Genomic DNA, 15,622 nt, shown 5'->3' with positions numbered 1-15,622 from the left:
GTAATTGCTCCTTTCTAAAGTGTTTTTCGTTCCGCTACCGGATTGTCATCAATAATCTGACCATCACGGAAAGAAACGATTCGTTTCGTATATTGCGCGACATCGGGTTCATGGGTAACCATGACGACTGTCGTGCCGGCATCATTTAAATCTTGGAAAATCTTCATGATTTCTAAGGTCGTTTTGGAGTCCAAGTTACCGGTAGGTTCATCTGCCATCAAAACTGCAGGCTGATTGACGATAGCTCGTGCAATGGCTACCCGTTGCTTTTGCCCGCCAGAAATAGCGTTGGGCCGGTGATGGACACGATCGGCTAGGCCGACTTGTTCAAGGGCAACTAGCGCCCGTTCTTTCCGTTCATGAGCGGGAACGCCACCATAAACTAAAGGCAATGCCACGTTATCTAAAAGAGTCATGCGAGGCATTAAGTTAAAACTTTGGAAAACAAAGCCGATTTCCTTGTTACGAACGCGGGCACTTTCAACGTCGCTTAAATGGGTGACATTTTGACCATTTAAGAGGTAAGTACCTTCGTCAAAACGGTCTAACAGGCCAAGAATGTTCATCATCGTTGATTTACCAGAACCACTAGGACCCATGATGGAAGTGAATTCGCCTTCTGCAATATGCAGGTTGACGTGGCGCAAGGCCATTAATTCTTCGCCACCCGTCCGATAGATTTTGACAACATTTTTTAAATCAATCATTTTTTCACCTACTCTGCTGTGACAGCTGTACCGTCTTTTAATTCACTGCCTGGAGATAAGACCACTTTATCACCACTTTGTAAGCCTTCGGTAACTTCGACTAAAGTATCGGACTGAATCCCGATTTTAATCTTGGTGATTTTGATCTTGCCATCTTTCAAGACATAGACTAACGGTTCATTTTTATCGTTATAAGTCAGGGCTTCAATCGGCATAGCCACAACATTTTCTGCGATATTTGTGGTGATGTCCACGTCAACATCGAAACCGGCATAAAGATCTTTTGGTGCCTTGTCAAAAGTGACAACAGCCGCTAAAGAAGAAGTTACGCCAGTGGCACTTTGATTGGCAGTTGCGACAGGGTCTTTTTGCGCTACCTTACCAGGGAAAGTCGCCGAGCCACTAGTGATAGTCGCTTTTTGATCGACCTTGACTGCTTGTGCTTCTGAATTAGACAGGTTCAATTCCACCTTCAAGGTAGAAAGGTCATCAACGACAATCGCCGCTTTACCAGCTTGTGAGCTAGTATCTGGTTGATTTTCTTTAATGTTGACCTGCGTCACCGTACCATCAAAAGGTGCTTTTAATTCCATGCCACTGTCATAGGTCGCTAGCACGTCATCCTTTTTCACGGTATCGCCAACCTTGACATTTAAGTCGGTCACGTTGCCAGTACCTAAAAGACTTTGGCTTTGATTGGGAACCAATTGTCCCGAAGTCGCTAACGTTTCCACGACGTTTTCGGTTTTGACCTCACCAGTGGAGACGCTGATTGTTTCTTCTTTCTTGCCTTGACCTAGCCAAACGGCACCGCCGATAGCAATCACGGCAACTATTGCGATGCCGATCCATGTTTTCTTTTTCATACAAAAAATCCTCCGATCATTTCTTTATGACAGGTTGTCACTTGATAGTATAAACTGTTTTCAGAAAGAAGTCCAAGTTTTCAAATCAAGCTAATTTGCAGTATACTGTTTATAAGAATGAAAGCGATTGAAATGAGGGGATAATATGCCGAAGTTAGCGTATGCTATCAGTGATATCCACGGCGAATATCAATTGTTTAAAGAATTACTTAAGTTTTTTGATCCAGAGCTGCATCAACTAATCTTAATTGGTGATTTGAATGACCGCGGTCCGCAATCGAAAGCGTGTCTTTTGTTGGGAAAAGAACTGGTGGAAAAGTATCAGGCCGTATACTTACGAGGAAACCATGAAGAGTATTTACTGCAGTTTTTGAACGCGCCTGAAGAGTGGTATCCTAGCTACCTGCGCAATGGTGGCAAAGAAACGATTGAAAGTTTATTGCACAAGGGCGCAACAGAAGAATATTCACCTACTGAAATGGCCATGATGATTCGCAGCCGATACGGCGAGCTGGTAGACTTTTTGACACAGCGCCCTCTGTATTATGAGTGGGGCAAGTACCTTTTTGTGCATGCGGGCGTTGATTTGACTAAGAAAGACTGGCGCGACACTAGTCCGCGAGATTTCATTTGGATTCGCGAGCCTTTTCATGAAGGGAAGAACCAGACAGGAAAAACCATTGTCTTTGGCCATACAATTACCCCAATGCTGCACGGCGATATGCAGACGACAGATTTGTGGCTTTCTGATAATAAAATTGGAATTGATGGTGGTGCGGTTTTTGGCGGCTCCGTTCATGGGGTAATCTTTAATGAACAAGGAATTTTACAAGATATTGAGGATCAAAATATGAATGGCCCGTGGCAACCATCCTTTTAAGTGGGCTTAAGAGACTCTCTGACAAGAAGCTTGTCAAAGAGTCTTTTTTTTGTATAGTGGCTCCTTTCTTTTAGTAAATTGTTGGAATACCTTCCATAGTATTAAAAATAGTCGCAGATATTTTCAGATGAACTGGTTCATTTCCAGAAAGATATTGCAGTATATATGAAGGTAAATGAAGACGCTTTTTCTGAAAAATTGCGATGGAAATAGCAAAAAAATGGTGGTCTATGCTAAAATAATGAGGATCGTAGAAAAGAGGGAATCTAATGGCAGAAAATTATTCACAAGAAATCCTGCAATTATTGCAAAAAGAATTGACTACTTATCGTCTTCCGCAAATGACGACGGTCTTGAACTTATTAGCAGAAGGGAACACTGTTCCGTTTATCGCGCGTTATCGGAAAGAGATGACAGGAAGTTTGGATGAGGTCCAAATTCGCGAAATCGAAGAACGCTACCGCTATTTAGAAAATTTGGAAAAACGTAAATCAGAAGTCTTACGTTTAATTGAGGAACAAGGAAAGCTGACGCCAGAATTGGCCCAAAGCATTCAAAAAGCCGTGAAAATGCAACAGGTTGAAGACTTGTACCGTCCGTATAAACAAAAACGACGTACGAAAGCCACGATTGCCAAAGAGCAAGGTCTGGAACCTTTTGCTGAATGGTTATTGGGATTACCAACAACAGGTGATGTAACGGCAGAAGCTACTGGCTATATCACGGAAGAGGTCCCCACTGTCGAGGCCGTATTAGCGGGAGCCCATGAAATCATTGCTGAAAAAGTCAGCGATGAAGCAAAATTCCGCAAATGGATTCGCGAGTTTACTTGGAAAAATGGCGCATACACCAGCAGCGTTAAAAATGAAGAACTAGACGAAAAAGGCACTTATGAAATGTATTACGCCTTTTCTGAACCATTGCCGAAGCTAGTCTCTCACCGAATTCTTGCCACCAACCGTGGTGAGAAAGAAGACATTCTAAAAGTTGTGATTGAAGTGCCAGAAGAACGCATTATGGATTATTTGGAAAAACAATTAATCTCTACTGAGACAATTGCCTCAGATGTGATTCAGGCAGCCTTTGAAGACAGCTATAAACGATTTATCGGGCCGGCAATCGAGCGCGAACTGCGTAATGAACTAACCGAGCAAGCGGATGAGCAAGCCATCAAAATTTTTGGCGAAAATCTGCGCAATCTCTTGTTGCAACCACCTTTGAAGGGGAAAGTTGTTCTAGGCTTTGACCCGGCTTACCGAACTGGTTGTAAGCTGGCAGTGGTGGATGCGACGGGTAAAGTTTTGGCAATACAGGTCATTTATCCTCATAAACCAGCCTCTCAGGAAAAACGGAAAGCAGCTGGACCTGCTTTTCAAAAACTGATTGAGCAGTACCAAGTTGAAATGGTGGCAATCGGCAATGGTACAGCGAGCCGTGAATCAGAATTATTTGTAGCGGAACAATTAAAAGCTTTGAAACGAGAAGTATTTTACGTGATCGTTAATGAAGCAGGTGCTTCTGTCTATTCTGCCAGTGATGTAGCTAGACAAGAATTTCCTGATTTGCAAGTGGAAGAACGCAGCGCCGTCAGCATTGCACGCCGTTTGCAGGACCCATTGTCTGAGTTAGTTAAGATTGACCCGAAAGCTGTCGGCGTCGGCCAATACCAGCATGATGTTTCGCAAAAACGTTTGGCTGAGCAATTGGACTTTGTGGTGGAAACCGCGGTTAACCAAGTAGGGGTCAATGTCAATACCGCCAGTCCTCAGCTATTACAATATGTCGCTGGCCTTAATAAAACCACGGCTCAAAATGTGGTGACCTATCGAGAAGAGAATGGCGCCTATACAGCTCGTACGCAATTGAAAAAAGTTCCTCGCTTAGGACCAAAAGCCTATGAACAAGCAGTCGGCTTCCTGCGAATCAGTGGGGGCAAGAACATTTTGGATAATACCGGGATCCATCCTGAGAGCTATCCAGTTGCTAAAGCCGTCTTGGCTAAAGCTGGCGTTGCGATGGAAGAGTTAGGAACTGAGGCAGCGATTCAAGCACTGAAATATGTCGACACTCAAGCGGTGGCTAAAGAAGCTGAGGTTGGTTTAGAAACTTTGGCGGATATTGTAAAAGCCTTGATTCAACCAGGTCGGGATATGCGGGATGAAATGCCAGCACCGCTATTGCGGAAAGATGTTCTTTCAATGGAAGATTTACGTTCAGGTATGGAATTACAAGGGACCGTCCGCAACGTTGTCGATTTCGGCGCCTTTGTTGATATCGGCGTCAAACAAGATGGCTTGGTGCATATTTCAAAACTCAGCACCAAATTTATCAAGCACCCGACTGACGCAGTAGCGGTTGGCGATGTGGTGACGGTTTGGGTTGAGGATGTTGATGTTAAAAAAGGTCGTATCAGCTTGACCATGATTCCTAAACAAGAAAAATGACCGAACAAGAATTACAAAACTTGGTGATGACGATTTCTCAACGTGACTTTGGCCGAGCCTTTCGTCATCAAGCCCGCTTCAACGGGCGTTTGCGGACAACGGGCGGACGCTACCTGTTGCAAAGTCATCACATAGAATTCAATCCTAAGGTCTATGAACAATATGGTATAGAGGAACTGGTTCGGGTTATCAAGCACGAGCTTTGCCATTATCACTTGCATTTAACGGGCCGCGGCTATCAACACCGCGACCGTGATTTTAAAGAATTATTGCAAAAAACTGGCGGAAGCCGTTATGTACAGCCTTTGACAGAGGCAAATTACCGAACATACCGCTGCCAAAAATGCGGGAGTCTGATTCAACGAAAACGAAAGGTGGATACCAAACGCTATGTCTGCGGTCGCTGCCGGGGCCGTTTGGTCGAAGTGGAGGAATCTAAATGAATCATTGGAATACAGTTATCTATTATTTAGCTGATGCCGATTTTACGAATGAGCAGCTGCCAACCTTTGAAGCAGCAATCTTAGCTGGCAATAGTCTGCCTTTTATTGCCGATCAAGCCGCCGCTCTTTTGCTGAAGGGGAAAGTCAAAACGTTGGTTTTGTCCGGTGGTGTGGGGCATGCTACCCAATATTTAGTTGAAAACTTTGCCAAAATCGGCTGGCAGCCAACGGCCAAAACTGAGGCAGAAATGGTGGCGGAGTACTTACAACGTTTTTATCCAATTGCGGATGAACAACTAATCCTAGAAACAAGCTCAACGAACTCTGGTGAAAATGCGGCCTTTTCATTGGCACTATTACAGGAAAAGGGGTTAATGCCCTTTGAGCTATTACTTTTACAAGACCCCTTACTCATGCGGCGGACTAGGGCGACCTTTCAGCGGCAGTGGCGTGAAGAGCTGACTAGTTTTGCGACTTACGTTCCATTTCAACCTAGCGTCACTGAACCCTTTGAGTTGGACACAGAAAGTCGTCAGTGGTGGTCACCAGCTTATTTCCAACAACTGGTTTTTGGTGAAATGCGCCGCTTACAAAATAACGCTGATGGTTACGGACCTTTGGGACAAGATTTTATCGATGAGCTGGAGATCCCAGCAGAAGTTTTAGCAGCTTTCCAGCAGCTCCAACAAGAATTTCCAGAAATTAGTCGCTAGAGGTTTGACTTTTCAGTACCGGTTTTATAGAATATAGAAGTTGATGATTTTCCCTAGAAAGTCATCAAACGCGGAAGTGGCGGAATGGCAGACGCGCAACGTTGAGGTCGTTGTGAGCATTAGCTCGTGTGGGTTCGACTCCCATCTTCCGCATTAAAGTAACGCAACGGTTATCTGGCGGTCATGGTCGAAAGCTCTTTTGATTATGACCGCCAGAATTGCTTTTGGTTCTATCCAAGTTTGGGTAGGCTTTTTTTGTTTAGTTTGATTTGTGTGGTAAAAGGATTTACAGCGTATTTATAAGTTTTGTAATCAGCTGAAAAGATCGGAAACAGCTAGCAAAATATTCTTCAAAAAAAACTTTTTTCTGCGTAGTCTCTTAGCTGTAAATATGTCATAATAAAAAAATAGTATAACGAAATGAAAGAAAAAGAATTTACGATAAAGTCAGTATTAATACGGACTCAACCATTCGTTGAGTGTTGTTTTATAAAGGTAAACTCATGGTTGCTTGTCACAATAGGTAGGGGAGGATAACCTGATGGTAGAGGTTGGAACAAAAATCAGAGAATTGCGCGAAGATAAAAAGATGACACAGAAAGAGCTGGCTGAAAAGCTCAATGTGACACCTCAGGCAGTTTCCAAATGGGAACGGAATAAAAGTTATCCCGATCTCGATATGCTTATTCAAATGAGTAAGCTCTTCCAAGTATCCACAGATACGATCCTAGGGACTGCTAAAAAATCATTTTTCGCATCGCTATTCTCTAAGAGAGAAGGAAATGAGATGAAAAAAGTAGAAAAAGAGATACCGGCGGGAACGATTCCTAAGGCAGTTAAAGCAGAAATGATGGCGAATTTTTTGAAAGTGACATTTGCACATGGTGTCGTTAGATATGTACGCACACATTTTAATCAAGATTTAGTCGATGCTTTTTCAGCTAAAGAGGGGAAAGGCAAACGTCTCAATATTCTAGCGAGTAATCGGAATTCATGGATGGGTACAACCATTAAGATTGAGTCTGATGGAACAGTGGTGCTAAATGATGAGGATCGCTATGAACCCGCGGAGCTGTGGGAAAAAAGTAAAGAGCATATTTATGAGTTTTAGAGCGCTAGTTTGTCAAAGCTAATAATAGTGTCTAAAGCCGTTATCCACTTGTCTACATTATTAGCAAATCTTTTGTAAAGCGGCTTAATATAGTAGAATGTATTCATTAGCAAATATCCCCCTAAACGGAGGAGTCGAAAAGCTAACATTGCGGTTGTCAAAAGAATTAATCTTAGGGGCTTCGACGACTATCATCTGTGTAGGACTAGGGGAATGTACCGAAAACGGTGGATTTCTTTTTTGCTAAAAGTGGAAAGGAAGATGGACTTGAATACAAAATGGTTGGCAAGACTGCAAAAGTGGCAGCTGAAGACCCAACAAATGATGCGCGGGCGTTATGGCCGCTATGATCAGTTGAATAAGGCGTTGGTGATTCTTTCCTTAATCAGCTTATTACTGGGCATGTTTATCGGTGGCGGCGTGCTCCGCGTTTTAGCTTTACTTTTACTAGGATTGACGTACTATCGCTTTTTTTCAAAGAAGATTTATGTCCGTGCCAATGAAAATACAAAGTTTATGCGCTTTTGGCGACCAATCGCTGGGAAATTAAACTTGTTGAAACGAAGTGTGACGGATCGACAATATCGTTATTTTCAATGTCCTGCCTGTCACCAAACTATCCGCGCACCTCGCGGTAAGGGGAACATTCGGGTAACCTGTCAAAGCTGTCATCATCAGTTTGTTAAAAAGGTTTGACCTAACAAAACTGTTCGTTTCAGATGGGCCTAGAGACCGAGGTCTTAGGCTGCTCCTTTCGTTAGACTGTTATTAGTAAAGGAAAGGAGCAAATAAATGAAACTTATAAAAGGACTTTTAGGACTAGTAATTATTGGCGGGGGGCTCGTTGCAGGGAGTATGTTTTACACCAAGCAAGCATCAGGCGAATTCGCTCAGATTTTGGATCGTATCAATCCCTTAGTTAAGACCGGCCACGTATATGTAAAAACAACCAAACCAATTGAAGTGAATGGTTACGGAACGGCTGCTTATGAACAAACGGCCGTAGATGAAACGGGACACACTCGGCCAATTGCTTTCAGTGGTATTTCAGAATTAAAACGAGACCGTTATTTGAAATTAACAAATAAAGGCGCTTTTGTTGAAACCTATGAAGAAGTAACAGCGGAAGAATTGCCAGAAAAAGTGTTAAAAGAATTAGGGTAAAAAGACCCCATCATGATTCGGTCATATTCCTAGAGTTATAAAAACTTTTGGAATCACCGATCATGAGGGGCCTTTTTTAGTTATTGGGTGGATTTTGAGCTTTCCAGACGATATCAGAAACCGTGCTGATAAAGTCTTCGGCATCCCCAACACCATCAGTATAAACAACTAAGACATATGGTTGGTCCGTTAAAAAGAGACCGATATCGTGGATATAGCTTTCACTTGACCCAATTTTATGGGCCAAATGGTCTTTTGTTAGCGTTGTTTCTAAGCGTTCATGAAAGACGGTTTCTTGCATATGCTTCACCAAATCAGCATATTTTTCTTCGTGCTGATACAAATAATCCAGAATAGTAGCTGCTTGCTTGGCTGTGATAACATTTTCATCGGTTTGATTATTTTGGTTTAGATATTGTTGCCAAATATAATCCCGCACAGCTTCTCGACCACCTAGCAAACGCTCTAACATGTTTTTAGCAATATTATCTGATTGTGTGATCGCCACCTCGGCTAGTTCCTTGACCGTATACTCATCCTGCAAATCATTTTGCAAAATACCTGTTCCTTCTTCGTAATCCTCCTCAGTATAAGCAACTTTTTGTGTCCAAGAGAGGTCTCCGGACGCTACTTTATCGGTTAGCATCATGACGATGGGGACTTTAATGGTGCTAGCGGCAAAGTATTCAGCATTGGGCCGGTAATAACTAGTTGCATTTGTGGTTAGGTCGATGAACATATAGCTGGCGTTGCCCTCAGTTTCATCAAATAGTTTTGTTAATTCCGCGGCAAAGATTGGCTTTTCAGGCGGTGCCACTGTTGAAGATTCAGTCGTCCGTGTTTCTATGATCTGTGTTTCAGTCGTCTGCGTTGGATGACTGCTTTTTTTGGTAGATTCTGGTTTGGGGATCAAGACTGCTGCGACGATCAGTAAGAGGATCAACGCGATCCCTTGTATCTCCATCCATTTTTTTTCTGTCATTTTCATGGAACACATTATACCAAAAAGTGGCGGTTACGCGCGCGTGTCATGAAAAAAACAACTTTCTGAAAACTCAAATAATTTCATCGGAAAGTACGGAAACATGCTATACTAAATTTATTCAATTTAATTGGGACGGAGAAATTTATGGGATTTTTGGAAGAATGGCGCATGGTGTGGCGCAGACGCCGTACGTGGCTGGCTTTGTTGGCAGCAATCATGATTGGCATCATTTTTAGTTTAGTTTTAGCGCAACAACCAAACACCATGCAGGAAGAAAAACGGGGCGAATTGAATCAATTACAAGCGGTGTTGAACAGCTATGGGGATAACGTCAATGATCCACGAGTAGGAGAGGACCCGCTTTATCAACTATTGTTGACCCAAGAGACGCTTTTACGGCGACAGAATCAGAATTTAATCATGGAGGACTTAGAAAGTTTTCGCCAAGTAGACTATGAGTTACGCTTGAATGAGCAAAAATTATGGCAGCAAGAGGGGCAATTGACCTCTACCTTTTTTCTGCCGCCAAAGTATCAAGTCACTCAAAATGTCTTAGTTGATAAGACCTTGATTCAGGGGGCGCATAGGGTAGAACTGAATAGTCGTTCAGCTGCCCGTGCTGGTTATGATTGGTTAATCTATATTACGTTAGGCTTTTTCATTTTAATTGTTTTTAGTGCGCAGGGGAATCTGCTGGAAGAATTTCAGCATGAAACTATTTTGCGTGGATTCCCCAGTTCTTTATACAGGCGGCTAAGCGGCCAACTGTTAGTGCGTACCTTATGTGCATTGGGCCTTATCCTACTAAGCTGGCTTTCGGTGGCAGGGAGTATGGCGCTGATTAACGGCTGGGGAGATTTCACGTACCCCACCGCTTTACCGTGGCAGAATCATTTTGTCATTTTACCGCGTTGGCAATTTTTATTGATTCTTTTAGGCGTTTTTCTGCTGGTTGGTTTCCTTGTGAATCAGCTAGTTGCTCTCATAAACAGCTATACCCGTAATGGTGCGGTCACGGTGATTTTATTATTAGGCCTTTATTTTTCGGCCTTCGTATGGCAAGCAACCCTGTGGCCAGGAACGTGGTTTCAGTTAGATAAAATCATGACTGGCGCCTATTTTGACGGGCACCCACTAGGTTTAGAACACTTTGTCGTTTACTGGTGTGTCCTTATTATCGCACTACAAGCCTGGCTATTTATACGACTGCAGAAGGCGACATTGTACAGGAGGTCTGCCTGATGAATTATTTTTTGATTGAGCTCAAACAATTCTTTCTGCACAAAAAGACCTTAACGATTTTACTAGCTGTCTGTCTAGTCGCGGGCTTTTTAGGGCTCTCTGAAAAAAATCAGCGCCCGATTGAACGAATTGATGTATCTGAGATGATGGCCCGTTACGAAAGTCGACAATATTTTCTGGATCATTTTGAAAACACCCCAGGGACAGATGGGGGCGAACTAATGCTTTATGATTGGTTTACGCAGTGGAATCCGGTTGAAAAAGAACGGATCGAAGCAGCCAAAAATCATGATTGGCAACAATATGCGGCGGCCTCGGCTCAGTGGTACCGTTATGGTCTGCAATATACTGGGGGACAAATGGTGCCTATGCCACCTGAATACTATACCTTTGGCAATCTTTATCCTGCCTATGATTTTTATTACCATTACAGCTATACAGAAGCGTTATTGACAGCTTTTGCGAAAGAGCAACCAACCAAGGCAGCTTTAGAAGAAAAAACAGGTTTGCAGATTTTTTTAAAGGTGATGAATGGTTGGCTACCATTCTTTCTAATTTTAGCAACCACCTTTTCGCTGACTGATTTGCTGCTAAAAGACCGGCACCATCGCTCACTCGTTGCCGGCTATCCGTTATCGGTAACCCGCATTTTATTAGCCAAAACGGCTGTCGCCCTATGCGGGGCGGTAACAGTCTTTGGCCTAGCCTTGTTGACCATCGTGGGCGTTAACCTTGACCAAGGGATAGGAAGTCTAGCGTATCCCGTACCAGTCTTACGCCTAACTGCTGATGTAACACGACCAATCGTTGGTTTTGAAAACTTCGATATTCGTTCAATCGGCAACTTATTGGGCCAAGAGTTTCTATTATATATGCTGATCTCTTTGGTAATCATTCGTTTAAGCTGGTTGGTGGCGCTATGGTGGAAGCAAGAAGGACTGATTTTACTACTGACGGCGGGGGCCATTTTAGCAGGGCCGCTACGAGAGCGCCGCTGGTATTCGATTATAATTGATCGCAGTAACGACCCGACCCTTTACTTTGGCTTGGGACAAATCGTCACCGGTTATCGCCGCTTTTTTTACGGATCAGCGAATTTCACTTTTTTCAAAGGCTGTCTTCTATTTGGCGGAATTTGGCTAGTACTAGAGCTGATTTTATGGTGGTGGACTCATCGTCGCCGTTTTCAATTATTGGCGTAAAGGAGAATCTATATGCTTGAAGTAAAGAATATCAATGTCGCTTTTGGCGCAAAGAAAGTCCTAGCAGATATTTCCCAGGTTTTTGTTCCAGGAGAAATTGTCGGGCTAGTGGCACCGAATGGCATGGGCAAATCGACTTTTTTAAAAGTACTGATGAATTATGTTCATCCCAGTAGTGGTGCCGTGTACTATCAAGGAAAGCCCTGCTATGGAAGCAAAAAGCAGGAGGCAAATAGCCATCGTTTAATCACGTTTTTCCCCGATCAGCAAGATCTTTATGAAGACTTAACGGGACGCGACCATTTGCAGCTTTACGCTAAAATGTGGCAAAGCAATCCGGCACGAGTCGAGGCGGTCGCCCATCAGTTACAAATGACCGGTTATTACAAGCAGCGCGTTGGAACCTATTCTCTTGGCATGCGGCAACGTCTGTGCTTTGCGATGCAAGTCGTGGCAGATACCGAAGTATTGCTTTTAGATGAAGTGATGAACGGTCTCGATCCAGTGAATGTCTCACTGATTTCCCAGATTCTTCAAGAGCAGCGGCAAGCAGGAAAAATTATTTTAATTGCTTCCCATCTTCTGGATAACTTGCAAAGCTATGCGGATCGCGTTTTATTTTTAAAAGATGGGGCTTTTATCCACGAGTATCACAAAGAGGACCAAGGTCAGCGTTTTTTGAAACTGACAACAGCCGTCACATTACCGGAACTGCCTTATGTAGAAAAAATCCATTTAAAGAATGGTCAATTACTGATTTTGCCGGAGGATAAAGGTCGCTGGCTGTCAGAATTGGCGGTTTTAGATCTACCCTTTGCATACGAGACCTTATCTTTAGGGGAACGCTACCGATTGTATTTTGAGAACTAAAGATTCGGACAATTTTTTCATGAAGGATTGCTTTTTTTAAAAGACTAGAGTAACGTAACGTTATATCATGCCGTAGGGCTTTTGGGGGACTAAGTATGAGAGAATTTGATAAATCGTCTAAATTAGAAAATGTCAGCTATGATGTCCGAGGACCAGTTTTGGATGAAGCCGATCGTATGCAAGAGGCGGGAATTCGCATCTTGAAATTGAATACCGGCAATCCGGCACCATTTGGCTTTGATGCACCAAACGAAATCGTTCGAGATATGATCATGAATGTCCGTAATTCAGAAGGATACAGTGATTCAAAAGGTATTTTTTCAGCACGTAAAGCAATTGAACAATATTGTCAGCTGAAAAAATTTCCTAATGTGACCATCAATGATATTTATACCGGAAACGGCGTCAGCGAGTTGATTACCATGAGTATGCAAGGCCTTTTAGATACGGGGGATGAGGTATTAGTACCTATGCCAGATTATCCGCTATGGACAGCATCGGTTTCTTTGGCTGGTGGGACACCAGTTCACTATGTCTGTGACGAACAGGCTGAATGGTATCCTGATATTGACGATATGAAGAAAAAAGTCACGTCACGGACCAAAGCCATCGTCATCATCAACCCTAATAATCCAACGGGAGCACTTTATCCAAAAGAAATTTTGGACCAAATCGTCGAGTTAGCGCGCGAGCATGGCTTGATTATCTTCTCTGATGAAATCTATGACCGCCTAGTGATGGATGGCTTAGTGCATATTCCTATCGCAACTTTGGCACCAGACTTACTGGTAGTGACCTTGAACGGCTTATCGAAATCTCACCGGGTAGCGGGTTTCCGTTGCGGTTGGATGGTGCTTAGTGGAGATAAGTCTCATGCTAAGGGCTATATTGAAGGGTTGAACATGTTAGCAAGTATGCGTCTATGTTCAAATGTGTTGTCACAACAAATCATTCAAACAGCGTTAGGCGGCTATCAAAGTGTCGATGAATTGTTACTGCCAGGCGGACGTATTTATGAACAACGAGAATTTATCTATAATGCTATCAATGATATTCCAGGCTTATCAGCAGTGAAACCTAAAGCGGCCTTTTACATTTTCCCGAAAATTGACATTGCCCGCTTTAATATTGTGAATGATGAGCAGTTTGTTTTAGATTTTCTGCATAAACATCATGTTTTATTAGTACATGGTGGCGGTTTTAACTGGAATCAGCCGGATCACTTTAGAATTGTCTATTTACCGAAAATTGAGGATTTGAAGTTTACGACAGATAAGATGCGGGAATTTTTAACAACGTATCGCCAATAAAAGCTGGAAGAGGTTGCTTTTGCTTCTACCGTTTATTCGAATATGAAGAGACTGGGGCATAACTTTTTGCGTTATGTCCTGGTCTGTTTTTTGTGTATTTTTACAACTGATTATAAGGGAGTGCGAACTGGAAAGAGTCTCGAGTAATTTTATTCGAAAAAAGAATGATTTTGTGCTAAAACTACACTTGAGGGGAGTGAAGACCATGAACATTCCAGAAGCAATTACTCAAATCAAAGAAGCCCAAGGCTGGCAATCTCAAGATTTAGCCGATATGCTGCAAGTGAGTGCCGCTGATGTAGATGCTTGGGAACGCAAAGAGAAACCAATTGATGAAGTCAGTGAGGCATTGATCAAAAGCTTGATCAAAGGCGGCTTTTGCGGCTTTTAAAACAAATAGCCAAACGCTCCGGCAGCTGTTAGCAAGCGGAACGTTTGGCTATTTTTTTGACGCAGCAGACTGCTTAACTCGCACGACACTCTTTTTTACTGACAATCATGCGATTTGTAAATTTCTCATACATCTCATCACTAGGGGCGATAACCTCTAGCAGATAAGCATTTTCATACTCTTTTTCAATGATTCCTTGGTATTCTTGATCTTCCCAAGAAAACGAGACGGTTTTTGTTTCCATCTGGAACCCTCCTTTATCGTCATTCGATGCTAGTTGGATCGTGGAATTTAACTTGAAACCTATTATGCAATAAAGTACAATGACAGCATAATGCAAATTCGCATATTTTGGGAGGGCGTATGAATTCGTTTGGCAGTGTGATGAAAGAAATCCGAAAAGATCGTAAAATGACACAGAAAATGCTGTCACAGGATATTTGCTCTCAAAGTGTGTTGAGTCGCATCGAGAATGATGAAGAGTTGCCGAATGTCATGGTGATGCAGCAGCTGTGCCAACGACTAGGAGTGAGCATGGATCAGGTGCTGACCTTCAATTCTGAGCGGGTGCAAAAAATCAATGAGTTGATGGAGACCTTTGCCTTCTATTTTCGCCATAAAGAGTATCATGCTTTATATCGCTCATTGGACCATGTAGAGGATATTTTATATTTAGAATCGGACTTGCAACGCTACTATTACTATCGCGGCAGTTGTCAGTATTATCTTTTCCGCGATAACGAGCAGGCACTTCAGGATTTGCGCCATGCACTGGATCTGTCTTATCACCGTAATAAACCGTTTATTACTGACTGGGAAATCCAGATTATGAGCTGTATGGGAAAAGTCTTTATGTCTCTTGGAAATCAAGAAAAGGCTCGGCGCTTTTTAGAAGAAAGTATCCATCAGTTTTATACGCTGCCATCAGAACGGATTCATGTGGAGTTGGCGAAAATCTTTTATAATTATGCCAGCTTTTTGATTCAAAATCATGAGCCATTAAGAGCGCTGGAACAGGTAGATCAAGGCATCTCTTGGTTACGTCAAAAAAATAGTTATTATTTCTTGCCGGAACTTTTCTGTTTGAAGGCCAAATTAATGAACGATCCAGAAGAAAGCCGAAAATATGAAAAATTTGCGGAATACTTAGAATGGATTCATACTGTAAACTAATGAAAGAGGTTGAGACATAACTTTTTGAGTTATGTCTCAACCTCTTCTTCAGAATAAACGGTGGAAGCAGAAGCAACTCCTTCGGAAATAAGCTGGAATACTCAAAAATTTGAAGAGCAAT

17 protein-coding genes and 1 tRNA gene are annotated in these 15,622 nt (G+C 42.7%); 14 read left to right on the top strand and 4 right to left on the bottom strand.

Annotated elements, in window-relative coordinates:
* Positions 1–14: 14 nt before the first annotated feature.
* Positions 15–707: an ABC transporter ATP-binding protein gene (locus ECA01S_RS04175; protein WP_067391570.1), complete on the bottom strand. Its 693-nt coding sequence runs from the start codon at positions 705–707 to the stop codon at positions 15–17.
* Positions 708–715: 8 nt separating this feature from the next.
* Positions 716–1,573, bottom strand: coding sequence for an efflux RND transporter periplasmic adaptor subunit (locus tag ECA01S_RS04170; protein WP_067391567.1), 858 nt, complete (start codon positions 1,571–1,573; stop codon positions 716–718).
* A 145-nt stretch (positions 1,574–1,718) separates the two neighbouring features.
* On the opposite strand from ECA01S_RS04170, the gene ECA01S_RS04165 reads away from it, so the two are divergent.
* The 8 genes from ECA01S_RS04165 to ECA01S_RS04125 all read left to right on the top strand — a co-directional run bounded on the left by ECA01S_RS04165 (position 1,719) and on the right by ECA01S_RS04125 (position 8,328).
* Positions 1,719–2,453: a metallophosphoesterase family protein gene (locus ECA01S_RS04165; RefSeq protein ID WP_067391563.1), complete on the top strand. Its 735-nt coding sequence runs from the start codon at positions 1,719–1,721 to the stop codon at positions 2,451–2,453.
* A 269-nt stretch (positions 2,454–2,722) separates the two neighbouring features.
* The gene (locus tag ECA01S_RS04160) at positions 2,723–4,897 is read left to right on the top strand and encodes a Tex family protein (RefSeq protein ID WP_067391560.1); all 2,175 of its coding nucleotides are present in this window, start codon (positions 2,723–2,725) and stop codon (positions 4,895–4,897) included.
* Positions 4,894–5,340, top strand: a complete 447-nt coding sequence (locus ECA01S_RS04155) for a SprT family protein (protein WP_067391557.1) — start codon at positions 4,894–4,896, stop codon at positions 5,338–5,340. The genes ECA01S_RS04160 and ECA01S_RS04155 overlap by 4 nt, the downstream gene beginning before the upstream one ends.
* Positions 5,337–6,053 (top strand): YdcF family protein, encoded by a 717-nt coding sequence (locus ECA01S_RS04150; protein ID WP_067391554.1) that lies wholly within the window; start codon positions 5,337–5,339, stop codon positions 6,051–6,053. The genes ECA01S_RS04155 and ECA01S_RS04150 overlap by 4 nt, the downstream gene beginning before the upstream one ends.
* 70 nt (positions 6,054–6,123) lie before the next feature.
* Positions 6,124–6,206 (top strand) — tRNA-Leu (locus tag ECA01S_RS04145).
* A 388-nt stretch (positions 6,207–6,594) separates the two neighbouring features.
* Entirely contained in the window at positions 6,595–7,164 is a 570-nt protein-coding gene (locus ECA01S_RS13850) for a helix-turn-helix domain-containing protein (RefSeq protein WP_071858904.1), read from the top strand.
* A gap of 267 nt (positions 7,165–7,431) precedes the next feature.
* A complete protein-coding gene (locus ECA01S_RS04130; RefSeq protein WP_174519960.1) occupies positions 7,432–7,860 on the top strand; it encodes a hypothetical protein in 429 nt (142 codons plus the stop codon).
* Positions 7,861–7,956: 96 nt separating this feature from the next.
* Positions 7,957–8,328 (top strand): YxeA family protein, encoded by a 372-nt coding sequence (locus ECA01S_RS04125; RefSeq protein WP_067391549.1) that lies wholly within the window; start codon positions 7,957–7,959, stop codon positions 8,326–8,328.
* A gap of 76 nt (positions 8,329–8,404) precedes the next feature.
* Here ECA01S_RS04125 and ECA01S_RS04120 read toward each other — a convergent pair whose 3' ends face one another.
* Positions 8,405–9,310 carry a serine hydrolase gene (locus ECA01S_RS04120; protein WP_217994734.1) on the bottom strand — a complete coding sequence of 302 codons (906 nt, stop codon included), beginning with the start codon at positions 9,308–9,310 and terminating at the stop codon, positions 8,405–8,407.
* Positions 9,311–9,457: 147 nt separating this feature from the next.
* On the opposite strand from ECA01S_RS04120, the gene ECA01S_RS04115 reads away from it, so the two are divergent.
* The 5 genes from ECA01S_RS04115 to ECA01S_RS04095 all read left to right on the top strand — a co-directional run bounded on the left by ECA01S_RS04115 (position 9,458) and on the right by ECA01S_RS04095 (position 14,328).
* The gene (locus ECA01S_RS04115; protein ID WP_067391543.1) at positions 9,458–10,555 is read left to right on the top strand and encodes a hypothetical protein; all 1,098 of its coding nucleotides are present in this window, start codon (positions 9,458–9,460) and stop codon (positions 10,553–10,555) included.
* Positions 10,555–11,757: a hypothetical protein gene (locus ECA01S_RS04110; protein WP_067391540.1), complete on the top strand. Its 1,203-nt coding sequence runs from the start codon at positions 10,555–10,557 to the stop codon at positions 11,755–11,757. Before ECA01S_RS04115 ends, ECA01S_RS04110 begins: the two co-directional genes overlap by 1 nt.
* A 12-nt stretch (positions 11,758–11,769) precedes the next feature.
* Complete coding sequence (locus tag ECA01S_RS04105) at positions 11,770–12,627, top strand: ABC transporter ATP-binding protein (RefSeq protein ID WP_067391537.1); 858 nt, start codon at positions 11,770–11,772, stop codon at positions 12,625–12,627.
* Positions 12,628–12,722: 95 nt separating this feature from the next.
* Positions 12,723–13,937, top strand: coding sequence for a pyridoxal phosphate-dependent aminotransferase (locus ECA01S_RS04100; protein ID WP_067391534.1), 1,215 nt, complete (start codon positions 12,723–12,725; stop codon positions 13,935–13,937).
* A gap of 205 nt (positions 13,938–14,142) precedes the next feature.
* Complete coding sequence (locus ECA01S_RS04095; RefSeq protein WP_067391531.1) at positions 14,143–14,328, top strand: helix-turn-helix domain-containing protein; 186 nt, start codon at positions 14,143–14,145, stop codon at positions 14,326–14,328.
* Positions 14,329–14,401: 73 nt separating this feature from the next.
* On the opposite strand, the gene ECA01S_RS14320 is transcribed toward ECA01S_RS04095, so the two are convergent.
* A complete protein-coding gene (locus ECA01S_RS14320) occupies positions 14,402–14,572 on the bottom strand; it encodes a hypothetical protein (RefSeq protein WP_169792754.1) in 171 nt (56 codons plus the stop codon).
* 119 nt (positions 14,573–14,691) lie between these two features.
* Here ECA01S_RS14320 and ECA01S_RS04090 point away from each other — a divergent pair, with 119 nt between their 5' ends.
* Positions 14,692–15,501: a helix-turn-helix domain-containing protein gene (locus tag ECA01S_RS04090; RefSeq protein WP_067391528.1), complete on the top strand. Its 810-nt coding sequence runs from the start codon at positions 14,692–14,694 to the stop codon at positions 15,499–15,501.
* Positions 15,502–15,622: the final 121 nt, after the last annotated feature.

The sequence above is a fragment of the Enterococcus canis NBRC 100695 genome (assembly GCF_001544375.1).
GTDB classification, from domain to species: Bacteria; Bacillota; Bacilli; order Lactobacillales; family Enterococcaceae; genus Enterococcus_H; species Enterococcus_H canis.
This window is presented reverse-complemented; position numbering and strand designations above follow the sequence as displayed.

What these genes read in the sequence shown, in the direction of transcription:
- ECA01S_RS04115 (WP_067391543.1), top strand. Translation starts at nt 9,458, where the DNA reads ATGGGATTTTTGGAAGAATGGCGCATGGTGTGGCGCAGACGCCGTACG.
- ECA01S_RS04090 (WP_067391528.1), top strand. Translation starts at nt 14,692, where the DNA reads ATGAATTCGTTTGGCAGTGTGATGAAAGAAATCCGAAAAGATCGTAAA.
- ECA01S_RS13850 (WP_071858904.1), top strand. Translation starts at nt 6,595, where the DNA reads ATGGTAGAGGTTGGAACAAAAATCAGAGAATTGCGCGAAGATAAAAAG.
- ECA01S_RS04110 (WP_067391540.1), top strand. Translation starts at nt 10,555, where the DNA reads ATGAATTATTTTTTGATTGAGCTCAAACAATTCTTTCTGCACAAAAAG.
- ECA01S_RS04175 (WP_067391570.1), bottom strand. Translation starts at nt 707, where the DNA reads ATGATTGATTTAAAAAATGTTGTCAAAATCTATCGGACGGGTGGCGAA.
- ECA01S_RS04170 (WP_067391567.1), bottom strand. Translation starts at nt 1,573, where the DNA reads ATGAAAAAGAAAACATGGATCGGCATCGCAATAGTTGCCGTGATTGCT.
- ECA01S_RS04160 (WP_067391560.1), top strand. Translation starts at nt 2,723, where the DNA reads ATGGCAGAAAATTATTCACAAGAAATCCTGCAATTATTGCAAAAAGAA.
- ECA01S_RS04120 (WP_217994734.1), bottom strand. Translation starts at nt 9,310, where the DNA reads ATGACAGAAAAAAAATGGATGGAGATACAAGGGATCGCGTTGATCCTC.
- ECA01S_RS04095 (WP_067391531.1), top strand. Translation starts at nt 14,143, where the DNA reads ATGAACATTCCAGAAGCAATTACTCAAATCAAAGAAGCCCAAGGCTGG.
- ECA01S_RS14320 (WP_169792754.1), bottom strand. Translation starts at nt 14,572, where the DNA reads ATGGAAACAAAAACCGTCTCGTTTTCTTGGGAAGATCAAGAATACCAA.
- ECA01S_RS04100 (WP_067391534.1), top strand. Translation starts at nt 12,723, where the DNA reads ATGAGAGAATTTGATAAATCGTCTAAATTAGAAAATGTCAGCTATGAT.
- ECA01S_RS04150 (WP_067391554.1), top strand. Translation starts at nt 5,337, where the DNA reads ATGAATCATTGGAATACAGTTATCTATTATTTAGCTGATGCCGATTTT.
- ECA01S_RS04125 (WP_067391549.1), top strand. Translation starts at nt 7,957, where the DNA reads ATGAAACTTATAAAAGGACTTTTAGGACTAGTAATTATTGGCGGGGGG.
- ECA01S_RS04105 (WP_067391537.1), top strand. Translation starts at nt 11,770, where the DNA reads ATGCTTGAAGTAAAGAATATCAATGTCGCTTTTGGCGCAAAGAAAGTC.
- ECA01S_RS04165 (WP_067391563.1), top strand. Translation starts at nt 1,719, where the DNA reads ATGCCGAAGTTAGCGTATGCTATCAGTGATATCCACGGCGAATATCAA.
- ECA01S_RS04155 (WP_067391557.1), top strand. Translation starts at nt 4,894, where the DNA reads ATGACCGAACAAGAATTACAAAACTTGGTGATGACGATTTCTCAACGT.